The organism is Brevundimonas sp. AVps7 (assembly GCF_058681545.1).
Genome location: NZ_CM178742.1, coordinates 3,010,221 through 3,027,618, shown reverse-complemented (window position 1 = coordinate 3,027,618; position 17,398 = coordinate 3,010,221). Strand labels below are relative to the sequence as shown.

The window sequence follows — 17,398 nt, the reverse complement described above, 5'->3', positions numbered from 1 at the left end:
CCCCGGTTCGCCAGCCGACGCCTCAGCTTCGCGAACGAACGTCCTAGTGCAGCCGGAACGCCTGGGTCGCGCCCGTCGCCGGCAGGTCGAAGGCCGCCCGGGCGAAGGGCGGCGGTCCGAACCGGCCCCGCGCGTCGTTCGAGAACCCGTAGGCCTCGCGCGGCAGACCGATGGGCCACAGAGTCAGGTCGCCGTTTCCGTCCGTGTCGTGGAAGGCTGCGACTGCATAGCGGCCCGGCGCCAGGCCCGTGATCGTCACAGAGGTGACGGCGCCGGTGCGCGAGACCATGCGACTCGCGACCGGTCCTTCGCCGCGCCGAAAGGCCTCGGCATCGCGATAGACGGCCACCGCGATCCGCCCGCCCGCGCCCCGCGTCGACAGGCTCAGGACCAGGTCGGCGGCGGTTGCGGCCGAAGCCAAACCGGTGAGAAACATCGCCAAGGCGCCAGCCAGGATTGCCAACTTCATCAAAGCGCCCTTTGGTCCGCGAAAGTCCGACCCACAGTCAACGCCCCGGAGCGCTTCGTCCACCCATGACCACGACCGCCTCTTCTCCGCGTCCGAAACGCCCGGTCGCCCTGGGTCTGTTCCGCGGCCTGATCATTGCGGCGGCGGCGGGCGTCGTCCTGGCCGTGTCGGCCGCGTTCGGCATGATCAATGCACCCCTGTGGCTGCGGCTTGTCTATTGGGTTCCGGTCATGCTGGCGGGCGCGCTTTGGGGTCATGTCTGTTCGCGACTGATCGATCGCTGGATCGACATGGACGAGCGGCCGTGGCTGGCTGTCGTCGCGTTGACGGCCGCCATAACCGGACCGGTGTCTTTCATGGTCTGGTTCGTGACAGGGGTGGTGTTCGAGGGCGGGGCCTATCCCCTGTCGACCCTGCCCCTGATGGTCGGACCGGTGCTGACCATCACCGCGGTGATGAGTGCGATCAATGTCTTCCTGTCGAAGGCTCAGCCGGTCCAGACCCATGCCGCCCCCGCCGGTTCGGCTCCGGCCCGGTTTCCTGACCGGCTGCCGATGAAGCTGCGCGGCGCGGCGATCCGGGCCGTGCAGGCCGAGGATCACTATCTGCGCATTCACACCGACCGGGGTTCGGACCTGATCCTGATGCGGCTGTCGGACGCGCTGGAGGAGCTGGAGGGGCTGGAAGGCTCCCAGACCCATCGCAGCTGGTGGGTGGCGAGGGACGCGGTCCGCGACGTGGCCCGGGGCGACGGGCGGGCGACCCTGACGCTGGACGGCGGCGTGACCGTGCCGGTCAGCCGCCGCTATGCCCGGGCCCTGCGCGAGGCTGGCTGGTACTGATTTTTTGGGCTACCGCGCGGTCGCGCTACTTGAGCCCTTTATCCCCTCCATGCTCCGTGGAAGCCGGCCGGCAGGGCGACGTCGGCGCGCCAGGTCGCGACCGGCCCGCCCTCGACGGAGGCCACGTCAAAGACATGCAGTTCGGTGACGCCCTCGGCCAGGTTGATCGACGGCGCGACCAGCCAGGCGTCGCGTTCGGCCGAGGCGCCGGGCTTGGGCACGAAGACCGCCTCCTCCATGATCTGGTCGTCGCCGAAGCTGAAGGCGTGGTTCTGGCCGCTCTTCCAGTCCTGCACCGCCAGACCGTTCGGCAGGGGGCGGCCGCTGCGTTCGCCCGCGACGTGGACGGTCAGGCTGCGTTCCAGCCCGGCGCGGCGAGGATCGCCCTTGGGAAACTCGGCCGTCACGCCTGACGAGGCCATTTCGGCGCGGCCATCCGGGCGCAGGGTGACCAGTTTCAGCACGCTGGGCTCGCCCGGAACCGTACCGCGACCGGCGACCATCACCCGGGCGCCTTCGATGGCGAAGGCGGCGTCGCGGTTGGCGGCGACGTCGAAGCGGATCGTGCCGTCGGCCTCTTCCCAGGCGTCGCCGAGGTGGAAGAAGCTGAAGGTCTCGAGCTCGTAGATCCGGGTCGAGGTCAGGTCCGCCTTGTCGACGACCAGCACCTGGGTCCCCAGCTCCGGCTTCCAGGCGAACTGGGTGGAGAAGGGCATGCCGGCATGGTCGAACACCCAGGGCTGGAGCACGAAGATCAGGTGACGTTCGGTCGCCGTGAAGTCGTGCAGATAGCTGGCCCGCGGCAGGCGCAGGACCCGGGCGTCGATCAGCGCGCCCGAGGCCTGCAGATGCCAGACGATGACCTGATCGCCGTTGGTGCCGACGTTCCAGATCGTGCCGTCCGGGGCAAATCGGGGATGGGCCTGGAACGGCATGCCCTTCAGGTCGTCGCGCAGGGTGACGAACTGTTCCGTCGCAAGGGTGCCGGCGTCCATCCGCAGCGGCGATCCGCCTTCCCACAGGGCCCAGACCTTGTCGCCCGTCACCATGACGGCGGTGTTCGCGGCATTGGCGTCGTCGTTGGAGCCGATCCGTGCCCGGCCGTCTCCGACGGTGCCGAAGCCGGGCGTGACCACGGCATCCAGTTCCGTCTCTGTGCGGCGCTTGGGCGTGTCGGCGAAACGGGCGGCGAGGGTCACGGCGCCGCCCGACAGGCTGAACGACCGCATCAGGCCGTCGCCGTCGAACCAGTGGGTGGCGCTGCCGCCCGGGCGGCGGAACTTGCCCGGACCGTTGCGGAACAGGGTCCCCTCCAGCCCCGCCAGCGCCCGGCCGTGGACCAGCCGCATGGCGCGCGGCGCGATGTCGCCGTCGAGGTCGGCGGTGGCCAGGGCCCAGGGGGCGGCGGCTTCTTGCGCGATCGCGGCGCGGACCATCTCCGGCGTGGCGACGGCGGCGGACAGGGCGGCGGCGCCCATCAGGAAATGGCGGCGGGAAGGGGTCATGTCGGCCTCTTGGACAAGGGAAACCGGGCTCAAGCAGCAGGCGACCGCGTCGCCTGCCTTAGCCCTCTTCAGGAATGACGATCAGCGGATGCTGATCGTTTGGCTGGTCGCGCCGTCGACGCTGAACTTCGCACGATCCCAGCCGGCGGGGCCCATGTTGCCGACGGCGTTGTTGGAGAAGGCGTAGGGCTCGACCGGCATGCCGAAGGGGTTGGTGTCCATGCGGCCGTTGCCGTTGACGTCGTGGAAGGCCTTCACCCCGTAGTCGCCGGCCGGGAGACCTTCGAAGGTGACGCTGTGCTCGCCGGCGGCGACGTCGATGCGGGCGGCGCGGATCGGCTGGCCGCCGTCGTAGGTCGCCTCGTCATAGAGGGCGACCATGACCGCTCCGGTCGAGGCGCCGGTGTCGAAGGTCAGGGCGACGCTGGCGGGGTCGGAGGCCAAGGCGGGGGCGGCGGTCAGGAGGGCGATGGCGAAAGCGGCGGTGCGGATCATTGTGGCAGTCCTTGAATGAGTGAGGCGTCAGGTGAAGCCTCCCGGGTGTCTCGATGTCCCGACCCTCGGCCCGAGCCCGACGCGCCGCCAGCGGACTTGCGGCGACGGACGGTCCGGCTTCGTGAATGGCGGCCCCCGACCGCCCACGATGCGTGAACGAACACCTGTCGCGACCCTCCTGCGCCAACGGACGGGTGGCGGGCGGAGCCGTTCGGGCGCAGAATGCGTTCCGGGGCTGACCGTCAACCCGGAGACTTGCCGATGACCGCGCGTATCCTCCTTTCCTCCCTCGTTCTCGCCGCCTCGCTGGCGGCCTGTGCCGGGACGCCGCGTTCCAGTCCGACCTATGGCGAGGAAATGGACCAGCTGGCCGCCGACTGCCGTGAGCGGGGCGGCATCCTCAGCCCTGTCTCGGGCGCCCAGACGGGCCGGCCCCAGACCGACTTCACCTGTGACATCCGGGGCGGACCCAGCCGGCTGACCCGCGGCAACTAGGCCTCCTTCCTCTTCGCCGTGTTGTACGCGGCGGCCGCCTGCATCAGGGCGATGAAGGCCGCCTCGTCGACTGTCTCGCCCGCCTTGAGGTCGATGGCGCGACGCGTGCCGCCGCCGAAGCCGGCGTTGAAGACGCCCGCCGGGTCCGGCAGGGCCGCGCCGTACATGAAGGTCAGTTTGACGTAGCTCTTGTAGACCTCGCCCGTGCACAGGATGCCGTCGACCTCCCAGACCGGCACGCCGTTCGGATTGGTCGGCTTTCGCCATTTCACTGTCTCGACCACCTGGGGCAGGGCGCGATGGATCAGGGCGCGCAGGCGGGACAGGGTCGCCCCGCGCCAGTCGCTTAAGCCCGCCAGTCTGGCGTCGATCAGGTTGGAAGCGGTCTCTTCGGTCATCGGCGGCTCCTTGCCTGTGTCGGCGTCAAAGTGACTCCGGAATTGGAGTCCAGATCGTCCACTGAGTCCCATCGGGCGTCCGGACTAGAAAACACTGTCCGCCGGGTCCGGCGAGTCCGGACAGGCCGGGCTGACGGGAGGCGACGGCGGATCGGGGAAGTCTACACCCGCAGAAACGGGCGCCGCACATAAAGCCCCTCGTCAGGGCCGGCCGTTGAAATCGCGGGCGGAATCCGGGTGTGTGATGATGGGTGTCAGTCGTCTTCGGACGGCGGGACCCAGTCCGGATCGTTGACCGGATACCAGTCGGCCGCGAGGTCGAGCCAGTTGGGGTTCGTCTCCTCGATCAGCTTCAGCTTCCAGTCGCGCAGCCATTTCTTCAGCCGCTTCTCGCGCCGGATCGCCCCGGTGACCCACTGATGCTGTTCGTACCAGACCAGTTGATCGCAGCCGTGCTCGGCGGTGTAGCCGTCATAGCGGCCGTTCTTGTGCTTCCAGACCCGCGCGTGCAGGTTCGAGGTCATGCCGACATAGACCCAGCCGTTCCGCCCGCTGGCCATGATGTAGGTCGCGATAAAGGTGCGATGCGTCCCCATCTGTACAACCTATGCGATATCCCTGGGTCCGTCATCCCCCGCCCCCGCCTCCCCCTTTCTTTCGTCATCCTCCGGCGTAGCGCAGCGAAGACCGGGGGACGCAGCGGCGCCGATGGCGATCTGTTCAGCTACGATGTCGGCCGCCTGTGTCCGCGACAGGTTCGCGCTCCCGCGCGCCTCCCCCGGTCCGATCTTCGATCGGCCGGAGGATGACGATGCGTCCCCCGGTCTGCGCCGCGAAGGCGCGGCTTGCCGGAGGATGACGAAGGGGGGTGCGGACCGACTGGTGCCTGAAACTGTATTATCTTGGAGTGGCAGCTATGGAGCGGCCGTTTCTACCGCGAAATGACCGGTGGTCGGATCAAAGTAAGTGACGCGCCAACGATAACCTTGCCGTTCTGTCGGCAGCCACGGGTTCGCGTCTCCGTGCCCCTCCCCAGGGGTGCCTGTGACCACAACCACGTCGACGTATCCATCGAACTCGGCAACTGCCCGAGCGAGATGCGGCAGACGCCGCTTGAAGCCCTGCTTATGGTTCCAAGTCTCGATTGGTTGGGCGTCGGACCTCGTGTCGAACGAAGATCCTGGTCGTTTCGGCTTCATTTCTTTGGCCCAGATCGACAGGCAGACGCCGTCGTCCTTTTCGGCGCTCCAGTCGGTACGGGGTGATGTCAGATTATAGCCGAGGCGAGCAAACGCGCTTGTAAAAGTCATTGGTTCCTCCCCTTCTCAGGTGAGAGCTGAAGAGTGACCAAGTCAACGCGCAGCCCCTCCTTTCGTCATCCTCCGGCGTAGCGAAGCGAAGACCGGGGGACGCAGCGGCGCCGAAGGCGATCTGTTCAGGCACGATGTCGGCCGCCTGTGTCCGCGACAGGTTCGCGCTCCCGCGCGCCGCTGCGTCCCCCGGTCTGCGCCGCGAAGAGGCGGCTTGCCGGAGGATGACGAAAGAAGGGTGTATCCCCGTCCGTGCGACGGCTTCGCCGACGGACAGGCCGGACCCTCATCCGTCCGCTTCGCGGCCACCTTCTCCCAACGGGAGAAGGGACAGGAAGGGCGGCTGCGGCGATCGCCGGCATCCGCAACAGGGTCGCGCTCCCGCGCGCCGCTGCGTCCCCCGGTCTGCGCCGCGAAGGCGCGGCTTGCCGGAGGATGACGAAAGGGGGGAGGCAGGTTGCGCCAAATGCACCCGCGCCTTCCCGATCCCGGCTCCGCAAGCGCGGCCCGGGATGACGATCGGGCCAGGTCCTAATGGACCTGGGCTTTTCCTATGTTGAGCCCGTCGGTCCCCGCCGACACGGCGATCACGGAGCCGTCCTCCAGCTCTCCGGCCAGCAGTTTCTTCGCCATCGGGTCCACCAGGTCCTTCTGGATCACCCGCTTCAGCGGACGCGCCCCATAGACGGGGTCGTAGCCCTTGTCCGCCAGCCAGGCCAAAGCGCCGTCGTCGATCGACAACGTCAGCCTCCGGTCCCCCATCAGCTTTTCCAGACGCGACAGCTGGATGCGGACGATGCCGGCCATCTGGTCGCGGCCGAGGCGGCGGAACAGGATGATCTCGTCGATGCGGTTGAGGAACTCCGGGCGGAAGTGGGCGCGGACGGCCTCCATGACCCAGGGCCGCACCTCCTCGACGTCATCCCCTTCACCCTGTTCTGACAGGGCCTGGGAGCCCAGGTTGGAGGTCATGATGATCAGGGTGTTGCGGAAGTCGACGACGCGTCCCTGACCATCGGTCAGGCGGCCGTCGTCCAGCACCTGCAGCAGGACGTTGAAGACGTCGGGGTGGGCCTTTTCGACCTCGTCGAACAGGACGACCTGATAGGGGCGACGGCGCACCGCCTCGGTCAGGGCGCCGCCCTCGTCATAGCCGACGTATCCCGGAGGGGCGCCGATCAGGCGGCTGACCGAGTGCTTCTCCATGTACTCCGACATGTCCATGCGGGTGATGGCGGTCTCGTCGTCGAACAGGAAGGCGGCCAGCGCCTTGGTCAGCTCGGTCTTGCCGACGCCGGTGGGGCCCAGGAACAGGAAGGAGCCGAGCGGGCGGTGGGGGTCGTTGAGGCCTGCGCGCGCCCGGCGGACGGCGTCGGCGACGGCCTCCAGAGCCGCGTCCTGACCGACGACGCGGCCGCGCAGGGCGTCCTCCATCGACAGCAGTTTCTCGCGCTCGCCCTCCAGCATCTTGTCGACCGGGACGCCGGTCCAGCGGGAGACGACGGCGGCGATCTGTTGCGCGTCGACGACCTCGGGGGTCAGGGGGGAGGCGGTCTTTTCGTCGGCCTCGGCCTGGGCCAGCTGTTTCTCGATCTGGGGGATCTGGCCGTAGGCGATCTCGGAGGCGCGGCCGAGGTCGCCGTTGCGCTGGGCGGCGGCGAGTTCGGCGCGCAGGCGGTCGAGGGTCTCGCGGAGTTGCGCGCCTTGCCCGACCTTGTCCTTCTCGGCCTTCCAGCGGGCGGTCAGGTCGTCGGACTGGCCTTCGAGGTCGGCGATCTCGTCTTCCAGCTTCTCAAGGCGCTGGACCGAGGCGTTGTCGGTTTCCTTCTTCAGGGCCTCGCGCTCGATCTTCAGCTGGACCAGGCGGCGGTCGATCTCGTCCAGCGATTCCGGCTTGGAATCGACGGCCATGCGCACGCGGCTGCCGGCCTCGTCGATCAGGTCGATGGCCTTGTCGGGCAGGAAGCGGTCGGTGATGTAGCGGTTCGACAGGGTGGCGGCGGCGACGATGGCTGAGTCAGAGATGCGGACCCCGTGGTGGACCTCATACTTCTCCTTCAGGCCGCGCAGGATGGAGACGGTGTCCTCGACCGAGGGCTCGTCGACGAAGACGGGCTGGAAGCGGCGGGCCAAGGCGGCGTCCTTCTCGACGTGTTTGCGGTACTCATCGAGGGTGGTGGCGCCGACGCAGTGGAGTTCGCCGCGCGCGAGGGCGGGCTTGAGCAGGTTGGAGGCGTCCATGGCGCCGTCGCCTTTGCCCGCGCCGACCAGGGTGTGCATCTCGTCGATGAACAGGATGATCTGGCCCTCGGCGGCGGTGACCTCGCCGAGCACGGCCTTGAGCCGTTCCTCGAACTCGCCGCGGTATTTGGCGCCCGCGATCAGGGAGCCCATGTCGAGGCTCATGACGGTCTTGTCCTTGAGGCTCTCGGGCACGTCGCCGTTGACGATGCGCAGGGCCAGACCCTCGACGATGGCGGTCTTGCCGACGCCGGGTTCGCCGATCAGGACGGGGTTGTTCTTGGTGCGCCGGGCCAGGACCTGGATGGTGCGGCGGATCTCTTCATCCCGGCCGATGACCGGGTCGATCTTCTGGTCGCGGGCGGCCTGGGTCAGGTCGCGGGCGTAGCGTTTGAGGGCGTCGTAGCCGTCCTCGGCGGCGGCGCTGTCGGCGGTCTTGCCCTTGCGGACATCGGCGACGGCGGCGTCGAGCTTGTCGGCCGTGACGCCCGCGGACTTCAGGGCGTCGCCGGCGGGGCCTCCCTCGCGGGCGATGGCGGCGAGAATCCGTTCGGTGGTGACGAAGGCGTCGCCGCCCTTCTTCGCCGTTTCCTCGGCATTGGCGAAGACGCGGGCGGTGGCGCCGTCGAGATAGAGCTGGCTGGTGGCGCTCTCCACTTGGGGGCGTTTCTTGAGCAGGGCCTCGGCGGCCTCGGACGCCTTCGCGGGGTCGCCGCCGGCGGCGGTGATCAGGTTGCGGGCCAAGCCGTCGCGCTCCTCCAGCAGCACCTTGAGCAGGTGCTCGGGGGCGAACTGCTGGTGTTTGCGGGCAAGGGCCAGCGACTGGGCGGACTGGACGGCCTGTTTGGCGCGGTCGGAATAGAGGTCGAGATTCATGCGGTTCCCCTTGGAGGCGGAGTCCGCCGACGCGCCCTCTGATGCAAGCAACGCGCCGTGCGGCTGCTGATCAGGTGGGCGTGGCGACGGCGCCACACAAGGGGCCGGTTTGAACCGGCGGGATCACCCGCCGGTGGTCGGGGCCGCGAAGTCGAACTGTTCCGGCCGCCGCTGTCCGCCGCCGAAATTCCAGGTCAGGCCGATGAAGGCCGCCCGGCCGCCGAACACCTGATCCGCCCGGTCGGTGAAGGCCGGGGTGACGATGGTGGTCGTGGAGCCGAAATCGTCGAAGACGTCCCGCACCGTCACATTGAGCGACCAGGAGGCGCTGAGCTTGCGGCGATAGCCGAGGTTGACCAGGGTCGACTGTTCGCGCGTGCCCTGGGCCAGCAGTTGCTCACCGCCCCAGACGCCCGACACCTGGAGGAAGTCCGCCTGGGTCGGCGTCCAGTTCAGGGTCAGCCGGCCCGAGACGCTTTCGCCCTCGCTGTCGACAGTGCCGACCAGACCGGCGGCGTCGATCTCCTGACGGAAGACGTTGATGGTGGCGTTGTAGCGCAGGGTCGGATGCAGGGCGCCGTTGGCCACCAGCTCAAGGCCCGTCGAGGTGCTGGCCCCGAGGTTCTCGGGCCGCGTCAGGAAGACGCCGCCGCCCAGATCGGTCGTGACCGGGGTGAAGGCGTCGCGCGTGTCACGGTAATAGAGGGTGGCCTGGTAGAAGGTTTGCTGCTGGCGATACGCCCAGATCAGCTCCAGCGCGTCCGTCTCCTGCGGCAGCAGGTCGGGATTGCCGGAGCGGCGGTTCAGATTGTCCTGATAGGTCAGGAAGGGGTTCAGGTCGCCGGGACCCGGGCGCTGGATCCGGCGGCCATAGCTGGCCCGCAGGGTCCGGGTCTCGTCCAGCTGATAAGACACATTCAGGGTCGGATAGGCGCGGAAATAGTCCTGTGACGACCGGAGACCGGTCGTGACCTGGTTCAGCTCGAGATCGGCCTGTTCGAGGCGCAGGCCGAACTGGGCGGTCAGCTTGTCTCCGAAGGGCCGTTCCAGGGTCGCATAGACGGCGTGCACAGTCTGATCGAGGCGGAACTCATTGGAGACCACGGGGTCGGCGACCAGCGTCGCCGGGGTGGCCCCGCGGGCAAAGAGATTGTCCTGATCGAGGGTCAGGGCCTGACGCTCATAGCCCAGCCGCAGTCGGCCGCCGTCGGCCATCGGCCGGACGTAGGCGCTGGTGAAGCCAATCTGGTCCTGCCGGTTCTGGTTGCTCAGAAACTCGCTGAAGGGGGCCGCCACGGGGATGAGGCGGTCGGCAAGGGTCGCGAGGTCGATACCGAAACGATTGCGGTCATAGCGCAGCTCGTTGGACCACTCATGGCCCGCATCGTCGAAGCGGCGCAGGATGCGCGCGCTCGCACCGGAGAACTGGCCCTGAAAGCCGCCGCCCGAGACACGGCGATAGGCCGAGGCGATGCCGCCGCCGGCCGCGTCGGCCTGATACTGGTCGAGACTGTCGGCGAAGCTGTCGACGTCCGTATGGCGCACATCGGCGGTCAGCTGGGTCCTGGCGTCCAGATTGTGCTCGACCGCCAAGCGGACGAAGACGCTGTCGGAATCGCCCTCGACATTCTGGCTCTGACGGGCCTCGAGGAACCGGCCGGAGCCGGCGTCAAACCGCGTCCGCAACCGCGTCAGCTCCTGCAGATAGGCGTCGTGGCGCACGCCGAAGTCGGCGGACAGGGTCGTCGGTCCGTTCACATGCGAGAGACTGCCGCCGATATTGTAGCGGCCGGTGTCGCCGATATTGGCGCGCAGCGAGCCGGTCGTGGTCTGCCCCGGTCGCACCGTGGTCGGTTTGGAGATCAGATTGATGACCCCTCCCGAGCCCTCGGGGCTGTAGGCGGCGGACGGATTGGTCAGGATTTCGATACGGGCATACTGGGCAGCGGGAATCTGTTGCAGCAACTGTCCCCGGCTGGGACCGTTGAACTGGCTGGCGGGCCGGCCGTCGATCAGGATGGTGACATTGGCATCGCCGCGCAGGCTGACATTGCCGTCCGGATCGACCTCGACCGAGGGGATGTTGCGAAGGGCTTCGGCCAGCGTCCCGGTCGCGGCCTGCAGGTCGTCGGCCAGGCTGTAGCTGGTTCCCTCGCTCGTGGTCCGGATGTCAGTCGGGCGGGCGGTGACGACGACGTCGTCCACGGCGGAAGCGGCTTCCTGGGGCGCGGTCGGGGCGGGGGCCGGCGCGGGGGTTTGCGGGGCGGGTCGTGCGGGCGTCGGAGTCTGGGCCGGAGTCTGCGACTGGGCCACGGCGGTCCCGGCGGTGGCGGTCATGGCCGCGCCGACGAGGAGAAACAGTCTGAAGGAGGTCATGCCCCGGACTCCGGTTGCAGGGGCGCGCTGACCGCGCCCGTCAAGGGTGCTTGACTAACAGCGCCTCTCGCCGGGTCAAGCGTCCTTGACCCGGAATCCCGCCACCTTACGGCGAATTAACCTGGGCCCGGATCGCGCCTGTCGGAACGGGCGGGCGGCTCAGCCGATCCAGAAGATCGTGTCGTCGGGGGTCCAGCCGACGACGGCGTGGCCGGCCTCGCCCGCGTTGCCGACCAGGCGGTAGCGGACGAAGTCGCCGCCTCCGACGCCCTGCCAGCGTTCCACGGGAGCGAACGCTTGCTCCGGTCGGATGCCGCGGCCGGGCGCGGTCGCTCCGCCCGAAGCGACCAGTTCCGGCGCCAGGAGGCTGGGCGGCAGGGGCGCCCCGCCACGGGCGAAGGCGCGGCGCAGGATGTCTGTGCGGTCATCGGTCGGCAGCAGCGGCAGGGTCGCGTAGGTCGAGTCTGGAGCGAGGCCCTCGGCCATGGCCAGACACAGTTTGCCGAGCGGGACGTCGGCGTCGCCGTCGGTGTTGGTCACGGCCCAGACCTGGATGCCCGAGCCGCCGAAGGCCATCCGCTGGGACTCAAACCCGGGGACGCCGCCGCTGTGGTGGTGGAAGGCGGAGCGGCGACACTCCTCCATGAAGACGCCGCAACCGTAGGGCGCCGCCCGGCCGGTGGTCAGGGCGGCGGGGGCGAACAGCTGGTTGCGCGCGGCGCCGGCCAGCAGCCCGTCGTCGGCCAGGGCCACGGCCCAGGGGGCGATGTCGCGGGCGCTGAACAGAACGCCGCCGTCGGCCGCCCGACTCATCTCGTCCTCCATCTCGTCCGCCTTGGCCAGACGGTCGCCGTCCACTGTCCAGCCGATGGCGCGGTCGGGGATGCTGTCGACGGACGAATCGGCGCGGGCGTGCGGCATGCTCGACGGGCGGAAGATGCGGGCCGAGACGTAGTCGGCGTAACTCATCCCCGACAGCGCCTCGATCAGCCAGCCGAGGACGAAATAATTGGTGTTGGAATAGGCCCAGGCCTCGCCGGGCTCGAAGTCGCGACCCTCGGAGACAGCCTCGAAGACCATCCGGCGGGTGACCGGCAGGGACCAGTCCTCGACCACATCCAGATAGTCCGGCAGGCCCGAGGTGTGGTGCAGCAGGTGGGTGATCGGGGTCCCGGCCAGGACAGCCGGCAGACCGGGGACATGGCGGCCGAGCGGATCGGCCAGGGTCATCCTGCCGGCCTGGACGAGCTGGAGCACGGCGACGGCGGTGACGAACTTTCCGTTCGATCCGACGTGGAACAGGGTGTCGGGCGTCACAGGCCGCTTCGGCGACCGGCGCGCGTCGCCCCAGGCATGGAAGCCGGCGAGCCGCCCGTGCTGCGAGGCCGCGACCATGCCGCCGACTGTGCCGCTGTCCGCGACGAGCGCGGCCAGTCGAGCCGCGAGGCCCTCGGGCAGGTCGCGGATCGGGGCGTCGGCCTCGTCTGCGAGCGCGCATCCGCCGATCCCGGCGAGACCCAGTCCGGCCATGGCCGCGGCCATCAGTTCCCTGCGATCCATTGTCTCTATCCCCTGCCCTGACCACAGGGGAGGCTGCCTCCGGCCCGCGGTCAAGGGCGGGCGCCCCGGGAGCGTCTCGACGCGGGCGCGTCTGCGGCGCAGGGTGCCGCATCGCCCTGACGGATGACCATGCTTCACGACCTGTGGCCCATCGACCCCTCCGTGATCCTGCCCTTCCTGCTGGCGGTCTCGTTGATCGAACTGACTCCGGGTCCGAACATGGGCTGGCTGGCGCTGGTCTCCGCGGGTCAGGGCAGAATCGGCGGGTTTGCGGCGGTGGCCGGGGTGACCCTGGGGCTGGCGGTCTGGATGGTCGCAGCGGCGTTCGGCCTGACCTCCGTCCTGCTGGCCTTTCCGTGGCTGTATCAGGCGGTGCGCTGGGCGGGGGTCGTCTTCCTGCTGTGGCTGGCCTGGGAGGCGTGGGCGGGGGCGGGCAAGGCGACCTCGGAAGCGACCTACGACCGTGAGAAGCTGCGCGGCCTGTTCCTGAGAGGCCTGACTGGAAATCTGCTGAATCCCAAGGCGGCGGTCTTCTATGTTGCGCTGTTGCCGACCTTCATCCGGCCGGACCATGGCCCGGCGCTGGGTCAGGCGCTGACGCTGGGCGGACTGCATCTGGGGGTCAGCGTCCTGGTGCATTCGCTGATCGTCCTCGGCGCGGCCACGGCCGGCGGCGCCATGATGCGACGGATGCAGGGGGTCTGGGCGGGCCGGACGATGGCGATCGGCATCGCAGGCGTGGCGATCTGGATGGCTTGGGCGACGCGGGGGTGACGTCGTGGCGGGCGCGCGATAGCGTCCGCCCTCCAATGCCCGGAGAGTTCAATGTCGCTGCGTCTGACCCGCCGTTCCGCCCTGTTCGCTTCCGGTGCGGTCGCCCTGCCCGCCACGTCCTGGGCCCAGGGCGCGGCCAATGACGATGCGGGTCTGGCCGAGGCGATCGACGCCTATGTGAAGGCGGCCATGGCGGCCTGGCCCGACCAGCCGGCGCTGGGCGTCGCCGTGGTCAAGGACGGGCAGACCGTGCTGGCGCGCGGCTATGGCGTCAGGGAGATGGGCCGGCCGGATCGGGCGGACGAGAACACCCTGTTCGCCATCGCGTCCAACTCCAAGAACGTCACCGCCGCCTGCCTGGCCATTCTGGTCGACGAGGGAAAGGTGAAGTGGGACGAGCCGGTGAAGACCTATCTGCCCGGCTTCACCCTGTCGGACCCCTATATCGGCGAGCACATCACGGTGCGCGATACGCTGAGCCACCGGGCGGGTTTCGGCCTGGGCGCCGGGGACCTGCTGTTCTGGCCCAACTCGAACCGCAGCCGCGCGGAGGTGCTGGCCCGGGTCCCGTTCGTACCGATCGAGGACGGATTCCGCGCGAACTATCACTACTGCAACCTGATGTTCGTGGTGGCCGGGGCGGTGCTGGAAGCCGTGTCCGGGATGACGTGGGAGGCCTTCGTCCAGACCCGGATCTTCGACCGGCTGGGGATGGGCGAGAGCGTGCCCATGGCCAGTCTGGCTGACCCCGCAAAGTCGGCCCTGCCGCACGCCCGGGTCGGACCGCCGCTGCGCTATCAGGGACCGATGACGAAGATCTCCGACAGTATCGTCGGCATCTGGGACTGGGATTCGGCGGCCGCCGCCGGGGGCATCTGCGCCTCGGCCGCCGACTGGGCCAAATGGATGATCCTGCGGCTGAACATGGGGGCGCTGCCGGACGGGACGCGGCTGTTCACCGAGGCGCGGGCGACCGAGATGTGGCGTCCGAACGTGATCATCTCCGGCACGCCGGGACCGACGGCGGAACTGCCCGGCCGCTCCATCGCCTCGACCTACGCCATGGGTCATCAGGTGGCGGACTACCGCGGCGAGCGGATCGTCAGCCATGGCGGCGGCTCGCCGGGCGGCAACTCCTTCACCGTCATGATCCCGGGCCGCAAGGCGGGGGTGTCGGTCTTCTCGAACGCGGAGGAGAATTTCCTGCTGCGAAGCCTGCGCAGCGGTCTGGTCGACATCATCATGGGCAAGCAGGGCTTCGACTGGATCTCGGATTCGAAGACGCTGGAGGCGAAGGGGATCGAGGAATCGCTGAAGGCCGCGGCCGAGATCGATGCCAAACAGGCGGCCGGCGCCCCGCCGTCCGTGCCCCTGCCGGCCTTCGTCGGGACCTGGCGCGACCCCTGGTACGGCGACATCACGATCGAGGCGCGCGACGTGACCCTGTGGCTGAGATTCACCCACAATCCGGCGCTGCAGGGCGAGCTGGAGCCCTATGACGGAAACACCCTGCGCACCCGCTTCCCAGACAAGCGCGAGGAGGACGCCTTCTTCACCTTCGAGATCGTGGACGGCAAGCCGGTGCGGGCGACCGTCAAGGGCGTGAGCCCCGACATCGACTTCAGCTATGACTACCAGAACCTGAGGCTGACGAAGGTCTGAAGCCCCGGCGGGCGCTGATGCCGATCAGGCTCTAGAAGGTCGAGGGCCACATGTCGGGCTCCAGGTTCCAGCATTCGAGGAAGGCGTTCTCGCTCTGGAGCTCGAAGGCGGCGCCGGTCCAGACCCATTGGGCCCGGACGCCGCACTGGCTTGGCGCCAGGCTCGCGATCGACAGGACCTGCTGGTCCGGGTTGAACTCCGAGCCATAGAATTCGGTGACGACGTCGTCGGTCAGGGGCAGGACCAGGGGTTGGGGATCGGCGCCGTTCGGGCCGGTCAGGAACCACAGGCGGGTATCGTTCGCCGTGCCCGAGTTGCAGCCGATGCCCCACAGCTCGGTCGCGGCGTTCAGTCGATAGCCCCAGACGCCGCCGGCGGCGCCGTCGAGAGCGCCACAGGCCTGGACGTCGGGTCGCGCACGCAGACGGGCCGTGACGGCCTCGATCAGGGCATTGTCCTCCAGACCCGCCTGATCCGCCGCCGGGGCGGCCTGCGGCGTCTGGATCTGCGGCGCAGCGGGAACGGCGCTGGCGGGTCTGTCGCCGGGATCGACGAGGGCTGTGACAGTTCCTGTCCGGCCCTGTCTTTCGTCCATCCAGCGCAATGCGGCTGCGGCCCCGTCAGTGGAAATGCTGATCGGCGGCTGACCCACGCGCGTCAGGGTCGCCGGGCCGCCGGCGGCAAGCGCCCGGGCAAGGCCGGTGACAGCGTCGTCCTCGACGTTCGTGACCCAGTCGGTGATCGAGGTCGGGCTGCTTGTGATGAAGCGACTCCCGCCGACATTGGCTGTCACCGTCGAGTAGGCGGCGCCGTCCGTCAGGCCAAGGGTCAGCATGGCGCCCGGCTGGGCGTCCGGGCCGGCGTCGCGATAGATGTGGACCCCGACCGCCATTTTGTCTGCGGTCGGGCCGATGGCTTCGCAATGCAGGGCGCGGTTGCAGGTGACGACCCAGTCGCCAAAGGTCTGGCTCGTGCGACCGAGCGGCTGGATCGCGCCCGTCGCGGCGGATGCCTCAGCCGGGGCGGAGGTTGCCGCCTTGTCGCCGCAGGCGCCCAGCAGGCAGGCGAGAGCGACCGCCGGAATCAACATACGCATGGACCGTCTTCCCCCGCGAGCTGTCTCGCTGGCCGATCTTGGTCACGGTTCGGGGCCTCTGGCTAGGTCATAAATCACTGTGTGATCAAAGCGTTCGGCTCAGTGCGCCCTTGGATCCAGCAATACCCCCGACACCGTTGCGGCCAGGATCCGCGCCGCGAACGGCAGGCGTGCGAGCTTGCCCAGCACATGGTCGCGGACCCAGGGCAGGGCTTGGCCGTCGGCCTGGTAGAAGGGGGTGAACCCCATCGACAGGGCCTGATAGAACCGCACGTGCCAGCGGCGGATGCGGGCATAGGCGGTCAGGGCCTCGTCGAGCTCGGCGTGGGTCGCCAGCGCCTCGGCCAGGACGAAGGCGTCGAGCAGGCCCATATTCACCCCCTGACCCAGCTGGGGGCTGGTGGAGTGGGCGGCGTCGCCGACGACGGCGAGACGGTCGGCGAAGGGCAGGGGCAGGGTGTGGTGGCCGTAGCGAGCCAGAGTCAGGGCCCCGGGGTCGGGGATGGTCTCCAGCAGGCCCGCGACCTGGGGCCACAGGCCGCGCACCTCGGCCTTCCACCGCTCCATGCCGGCGCGCAGCCAGTAGTCGTGATCGGCGGACTTCAGGCTCCAGAAGAAGGTGGCGAGCCGGTCGGGGCTGTCGGGGCGGGCGCCGACGGGCAGGACGCCGATCATGCGCGAGGCGCCGCGATAGACCTGTTCCAGAGCCGTGGCGTCGAACGGATCGCCGGGCCAGGGCACGGTGGCCCAAAGGGCGCCCCACTCCAGCTCGTGGCGACGGCCGCCCTGTTTCGCCAGCAGGTCGCGGGCGATGGGCGAGCGGGCGCCCGAGGCGTCGACGATCAGGTCGAAGACGGGGCCGGTCGCGCCCCTGGCGTCGGTCAGGCGGCCGTCCGCGGCGGAGGCGATCTCGCGGCTGGTTTCGAAGGCGACGCCTTCGGCGAGGCAGGCGTCATGGAGGACGTGGAAGATGGCGGCGCGGTGGACGCCCAGCGCGTTGACGCCGTCGGGTCGCGGCGACTTCAGGTCAGAATATTTGACGTCGAGGACGATGCGGCGGCGGCGCGCCTCGCGCCCGAACAGGTGGTTCAGCGGCTGGCCGAGGGCGGCGACCCTGTCGGTCAGGCCGAGGCGATCCAGCACATGCAGGCCGGTCGGCTGGAGCATGAAGCCGGCGCCGATGGGCTTCGGCTCGTCGAAGCGCTCGTGCACCACGACCCGCCGCCCCTGACGCGTCAGCATCAGGGCGAGGGCCAGGCCGGTCGGGCCGGCGCCGACGACGGCGACCGATTGGGCCAT

At 69.2% G+C, this 17,398-nt stretch carries 15 protein-coding genes; 4 read left to right on the top strand and 11 right to left on the bottom strand.

The window, feature by feature from the left end; all coding sequences use genetic code 11:
* Positions 1–43: 43 nt before the first annotated feature.
* Positions 44–469: a DUF2141 domain-containing protein gene (locus ACW17Y_RS15075; RefSeq protein WP_492036487.1), complete on the bottom strand. Its 426-nt coding sequence runs from the start codon at positions 467–469 to the stop codon at positions 44–46.
* Positions 470–534: 65 nt separating this feature from the next.
* Here ACW17Y_RS15075 and ACW17Y_RS15070 point away from each other — a divergent pair, with 65 nt between their 5' ends.
* The gene (locus ACW17Y_RS15070; protein WP_492036486.1) at positions 535–1,311 is read left to right on the top strand and encodes a LytTR family DNA-binding domain-containing protein; all 777 of its coding nucleotides are present in this window, start codon (positions 535–537) and stop codon (positions 1,309–1,311) included.
* Between the two features lie 38 nt (positions 1,312–1,349).
* Here the strand turns inward: ACW17Y_RS15070 and ACW17Y_RS15065 are convergent, their stop codons facing one another.
* Together ACW17Y_RS15065 and ACW17Y_RS15060 are read right to left on the bottom strand one after the other, a co-directional pair.
* Positions 1,350–2,816, bottom strand: coding sequence for a carotenoid oxygenase family protein (locus ACW17Y_RS15065; RefSeq protein ID WP_492036485.1), 1,467 nt, complete (start codon positions 2,814–2,816; stop codon positions 1,350–1,352).
* 81 nt (positions 2,817–2,897) lie between these two features.
* Positions 2,898–3,311, bottom strand: coding sequence for a DUF2141 domain-containing protein (locus tag ACW17Y_RS15060; protein ID WP_492036484.1), 414 nt, complete (start codon positions 3,309–3,311; stop codon positions 2,898–2,900).
* 261 nt (positions 3,312–3,572) lie between these two features.
* Here ACW17Y_RS15060 and ACW17Y_RS15055 point away from each other — a divergent pair, with 261 nt between their 5' ends.
* Positions 3,573–3,806 carry a hypothetical protein gene (locus ACW17Y_RS15055; protein ID WP_492036483.1) on the top strand — a complete coding sequence of 78 codons (234 nt, stop codon included), beginning with the start codon at positions 3,573–3,575 and terminating at the stop codon, positions 3,804–3,806.
* Here ACW17Y_RS15055 and ACW17Y_RS15050 read toward each other — a convergent pair.
* The 6 genes from ACW17Y_RS15050 to ACW17Y_RS15025 all read right to left on the bottom strand — a co-directional run bounded on the left by ACW17Y_RS15050 (position 3,803) and on the right by ACW17Y_RS15025 (position 12,567).
* Positions 3,803–4,204: a DUF1801 domain-containing protein gene (locus ACW17Y_RS15050; protein ID WP_492036482.1), complete on the bottom strand. Its 402-nt coding sequence runs from the start codon at positions 4,202–4,204 to the stop codon at positions 3,803–3,805. The genes ACW17Y_RS15055 and ACW17Y_RS15050 overlap by 4 nt on opposite strands.
* A 254-nt stretch (positions 4,205–4,458) precedes the next feature.
* A complete protein-coding gene (locus ACW17Y_RS15045) occupies positions 4,459–4,800 on the bottom strand; it encodes a GIY-YIG nuclease family protein (protein WP_492036481.1) in 342 nt (113 codons plus the stop codon).
* Positions 4,801–5,118: 318 nt separating this feature from the next.
* On the bottom strand, positions 5,119–5,514 hold the full coding sequence (locus ACW17Y_RS15040; protein ID WP_492036480.1) for a hypothetical protein: 396 nt from the start codon (positions 5,512–5,514) through the stop codon (positions 5,119–5,121).
* A gap of 531 nt (positions 5,515–6,045) precedes the next feature.
* Positions 6,046–8,631: an ATP-dependent chaperone ClpB gene (clpB, locus tag ACW17Y_RS15035; RefSeq protein ID WP_492036479.1), complete on the bottom strand. Its 2,586-nt coding sequence runs from the start codon at positions 8,629–8,631 to the stop codon at positions 6,046–6,048.
* Between the two features lie 123 nt (positions 8,632–8,754).
* Positions 8,755–11,007 carry a TonB-dependent receptor domain-containing protein gene (locus tag ACW17Y_RS15030; protein WP_492036478.1) on the bottom strand — a complete coding sequence of 751 codons (2,253 nt, stop codon included), beginning with the start codon at positions 11,005–11,007 and terminating at the stop codon, positions 8,755–8,757.
* Positions 11,008–11,166: 159 nt separating this feature from the next.
* Complete coding sequence (locus ACW17Y_RS15025) at positions 11,167–12,567, bottom strand: serine hydrolase domain-containing protein (RefSeq protein WP_492036477.1); 1,401 nt, start codon at positions 12,565–12,567, stop codon at positions 11,167–11,169.
* Between the two features lie 123 nt (positions 12,568–12,690).
* Here ACW17Y_RS15025 and ACW17Y_RS15020 point away from each other — a divergent pair, with 123 nt between their 5' ends.
* Both ACW17Y_RS15020 and ACW17Y_RS15015 read left to right on the top strand, forming a co-directional pair.
* On the top strand, positions 12,691–13,341 hold the full coding sequence (locus ACW17Y_RS15020) for a LysE family translocator (protein WP_492036476.1): 651 nt from the start codon (positions 12,691–12,693) through the stop codon (positions 13,339–13,341).
* Positions 13,342–13,392: 51 nt separating this feature from the next.
* A complete protein-coding gene (locus ACW17Y_RS15015) occupies positions 13,393–15,003 on the top strand; it encodes a serine hydrolase (protein ID WP_492036475.1) in 1,611 nt (536 codons plus the stop codon).
* Positions 15,004–15,034: 31 nt separating this feature from the next.
* Here ACW17Y_RS15015 and ACW17Y_RS15010 read toward each other — a convergent pair whose 3' ends face one another.
* On the bottom strand, positions 15,035–16,099 hold the full coding sequence (locus ACW17Y_RS15010) for a DUF1176 domain-containing protein (protein WP_492036474.1): 1,065 nt from the start codon (positions 16,097–16,099) through the stop codon (positions 15,035–15,037).
* Positions 16,100–16,198: 99 nt separating this feature from the next.
* Positions 16,199–17,398: an FAD-dependent oxidoreductase gene (locus tag ACW17Y_RS15005; RefSeq protein WP_492036473.1), complete on the bottom strand. Its 1,200-nt coding sequence runs from the start codon at positions 17,396–17,398 to the stop codon at positions 16,199–16,201.

What these genes read in the sequence shown, in the direction of transcription:
- ACW17Y_RS15045 (WP_492036481.1), bottom strand. Translation starts at nt 4,800, where the DNA reads ATGGGGACGCATCGCACCTTTATCGCGACCTACATCATGGCCAGCGGG.
- ACW17Y_RS15020 (WP_492036476.1), top strand. Translation starts at nt 12,691, where the DNA reads ATGACCATGCTTCACGACCTGTGGCCCATCGACCCCTCCGTGATCCTG.
- ACW17Y_RS15050 (WP_492036482.1), bottom strand. Translation starts at nt 4,204, where the DNA reads ATGACCGAAGAGACCGCTTCCAACCTGATCGACGCCAGACTGGCGGGC.
- ACW17Y_RS15055 (WP_492036483.1), top strand. Translation starts at nt 3,573, where the DNA reads ATGACCGCGCGTATCCTCCTTTCCTCCCTCGTTCTCGCCGCCTCGCTG.
- ACW17Y_RS15070 (WP_492036486.1), top strand. Translation starts at nt 535, where the DNA reads ATGACCACGACCGCCTCTTCTCCGCGTCCGAAACGCCCGGTCGCCCTG.
- clpB (WP_492036479.1), bottom strand. Translation starts at nt 8,631, where the DNA reads ATGAATCTCGACCTCTATTCCGACCGCGCCAAACAGGCCGTCCAGTCC.
- ACW17Y_RS15010 (WP_492036474.1), bottom strand. Translation starts at nt 16,099, where the DNA reads ATGCGTATGTTGATTCCGGCGGTCGCTCTCGCCTGCCTGCTGGGCGCC.
- ACW17Y_RS15040 (WP_492036480.1), bottom strand. Translation starts at nt 5,514, where the DNA reads ATGACTTTTACAAGCGCGTTTGCTCGCCTCGGCTATAATCTGACATCA.
- ACW17Y_RS15065 (WP_492036485.1), bottom strand. Translation starts at nt 2,816, where the DNA reads ATGACCCCTTCCCGCCGCCATTTCCTGATGGGCGCCGCCGCCCTGTCC.
- ACW17Y_RS15005 (WP_492036473.1), bottom strand. Translation starts at nt 17,398, where the DNA reads ATGGCCCAATCGGTCGCCGTCGTCGGCGCCGGCCCGACCGGCCTGGCC.
- ACW17Y_RS15030 (WP_492036478.1), bottom strand. Translation starts at nt 11,007, where the DNA reads ATGACCTCCTTCAGACTGTTTCTCCTCGTCGGCGCGGCCATGACCGCC.
- ACW17Y_RS15075 (WP_492036487.1), bottom strand. Translation starts at nt 469, where the DNA reads ATGAAGTTGGCAATCCTGGCTGGCGCCTTGGCGATGTTTCTCACCGGT.
- ACW17Y_RS15060 (WP_492036484.1), bottom strand. Translation starts at nt 3,311, where the DNA reads ATGATCCGCACCGCCGCTTTCGCCATCGCCCTCCTGACCGCCGCCCCC.
- ACW17Y_RS15025 (WP_492036477.1), bottom strand. Translation starts at nt 12,567, where the DNA reads ATGGATCGCAGGGAACTGATGGCCGCGGCCATGGCCGGACTGGGTCTC.
- ACW17Y_RS15015 (WP_492036475.1), top strand. Translation starts at nt 13,393, where the DNA reads ATGTCGCTGCGTCTGACCCGCCGTTCCGCCCTGTTCGCTTCCGGTGCG.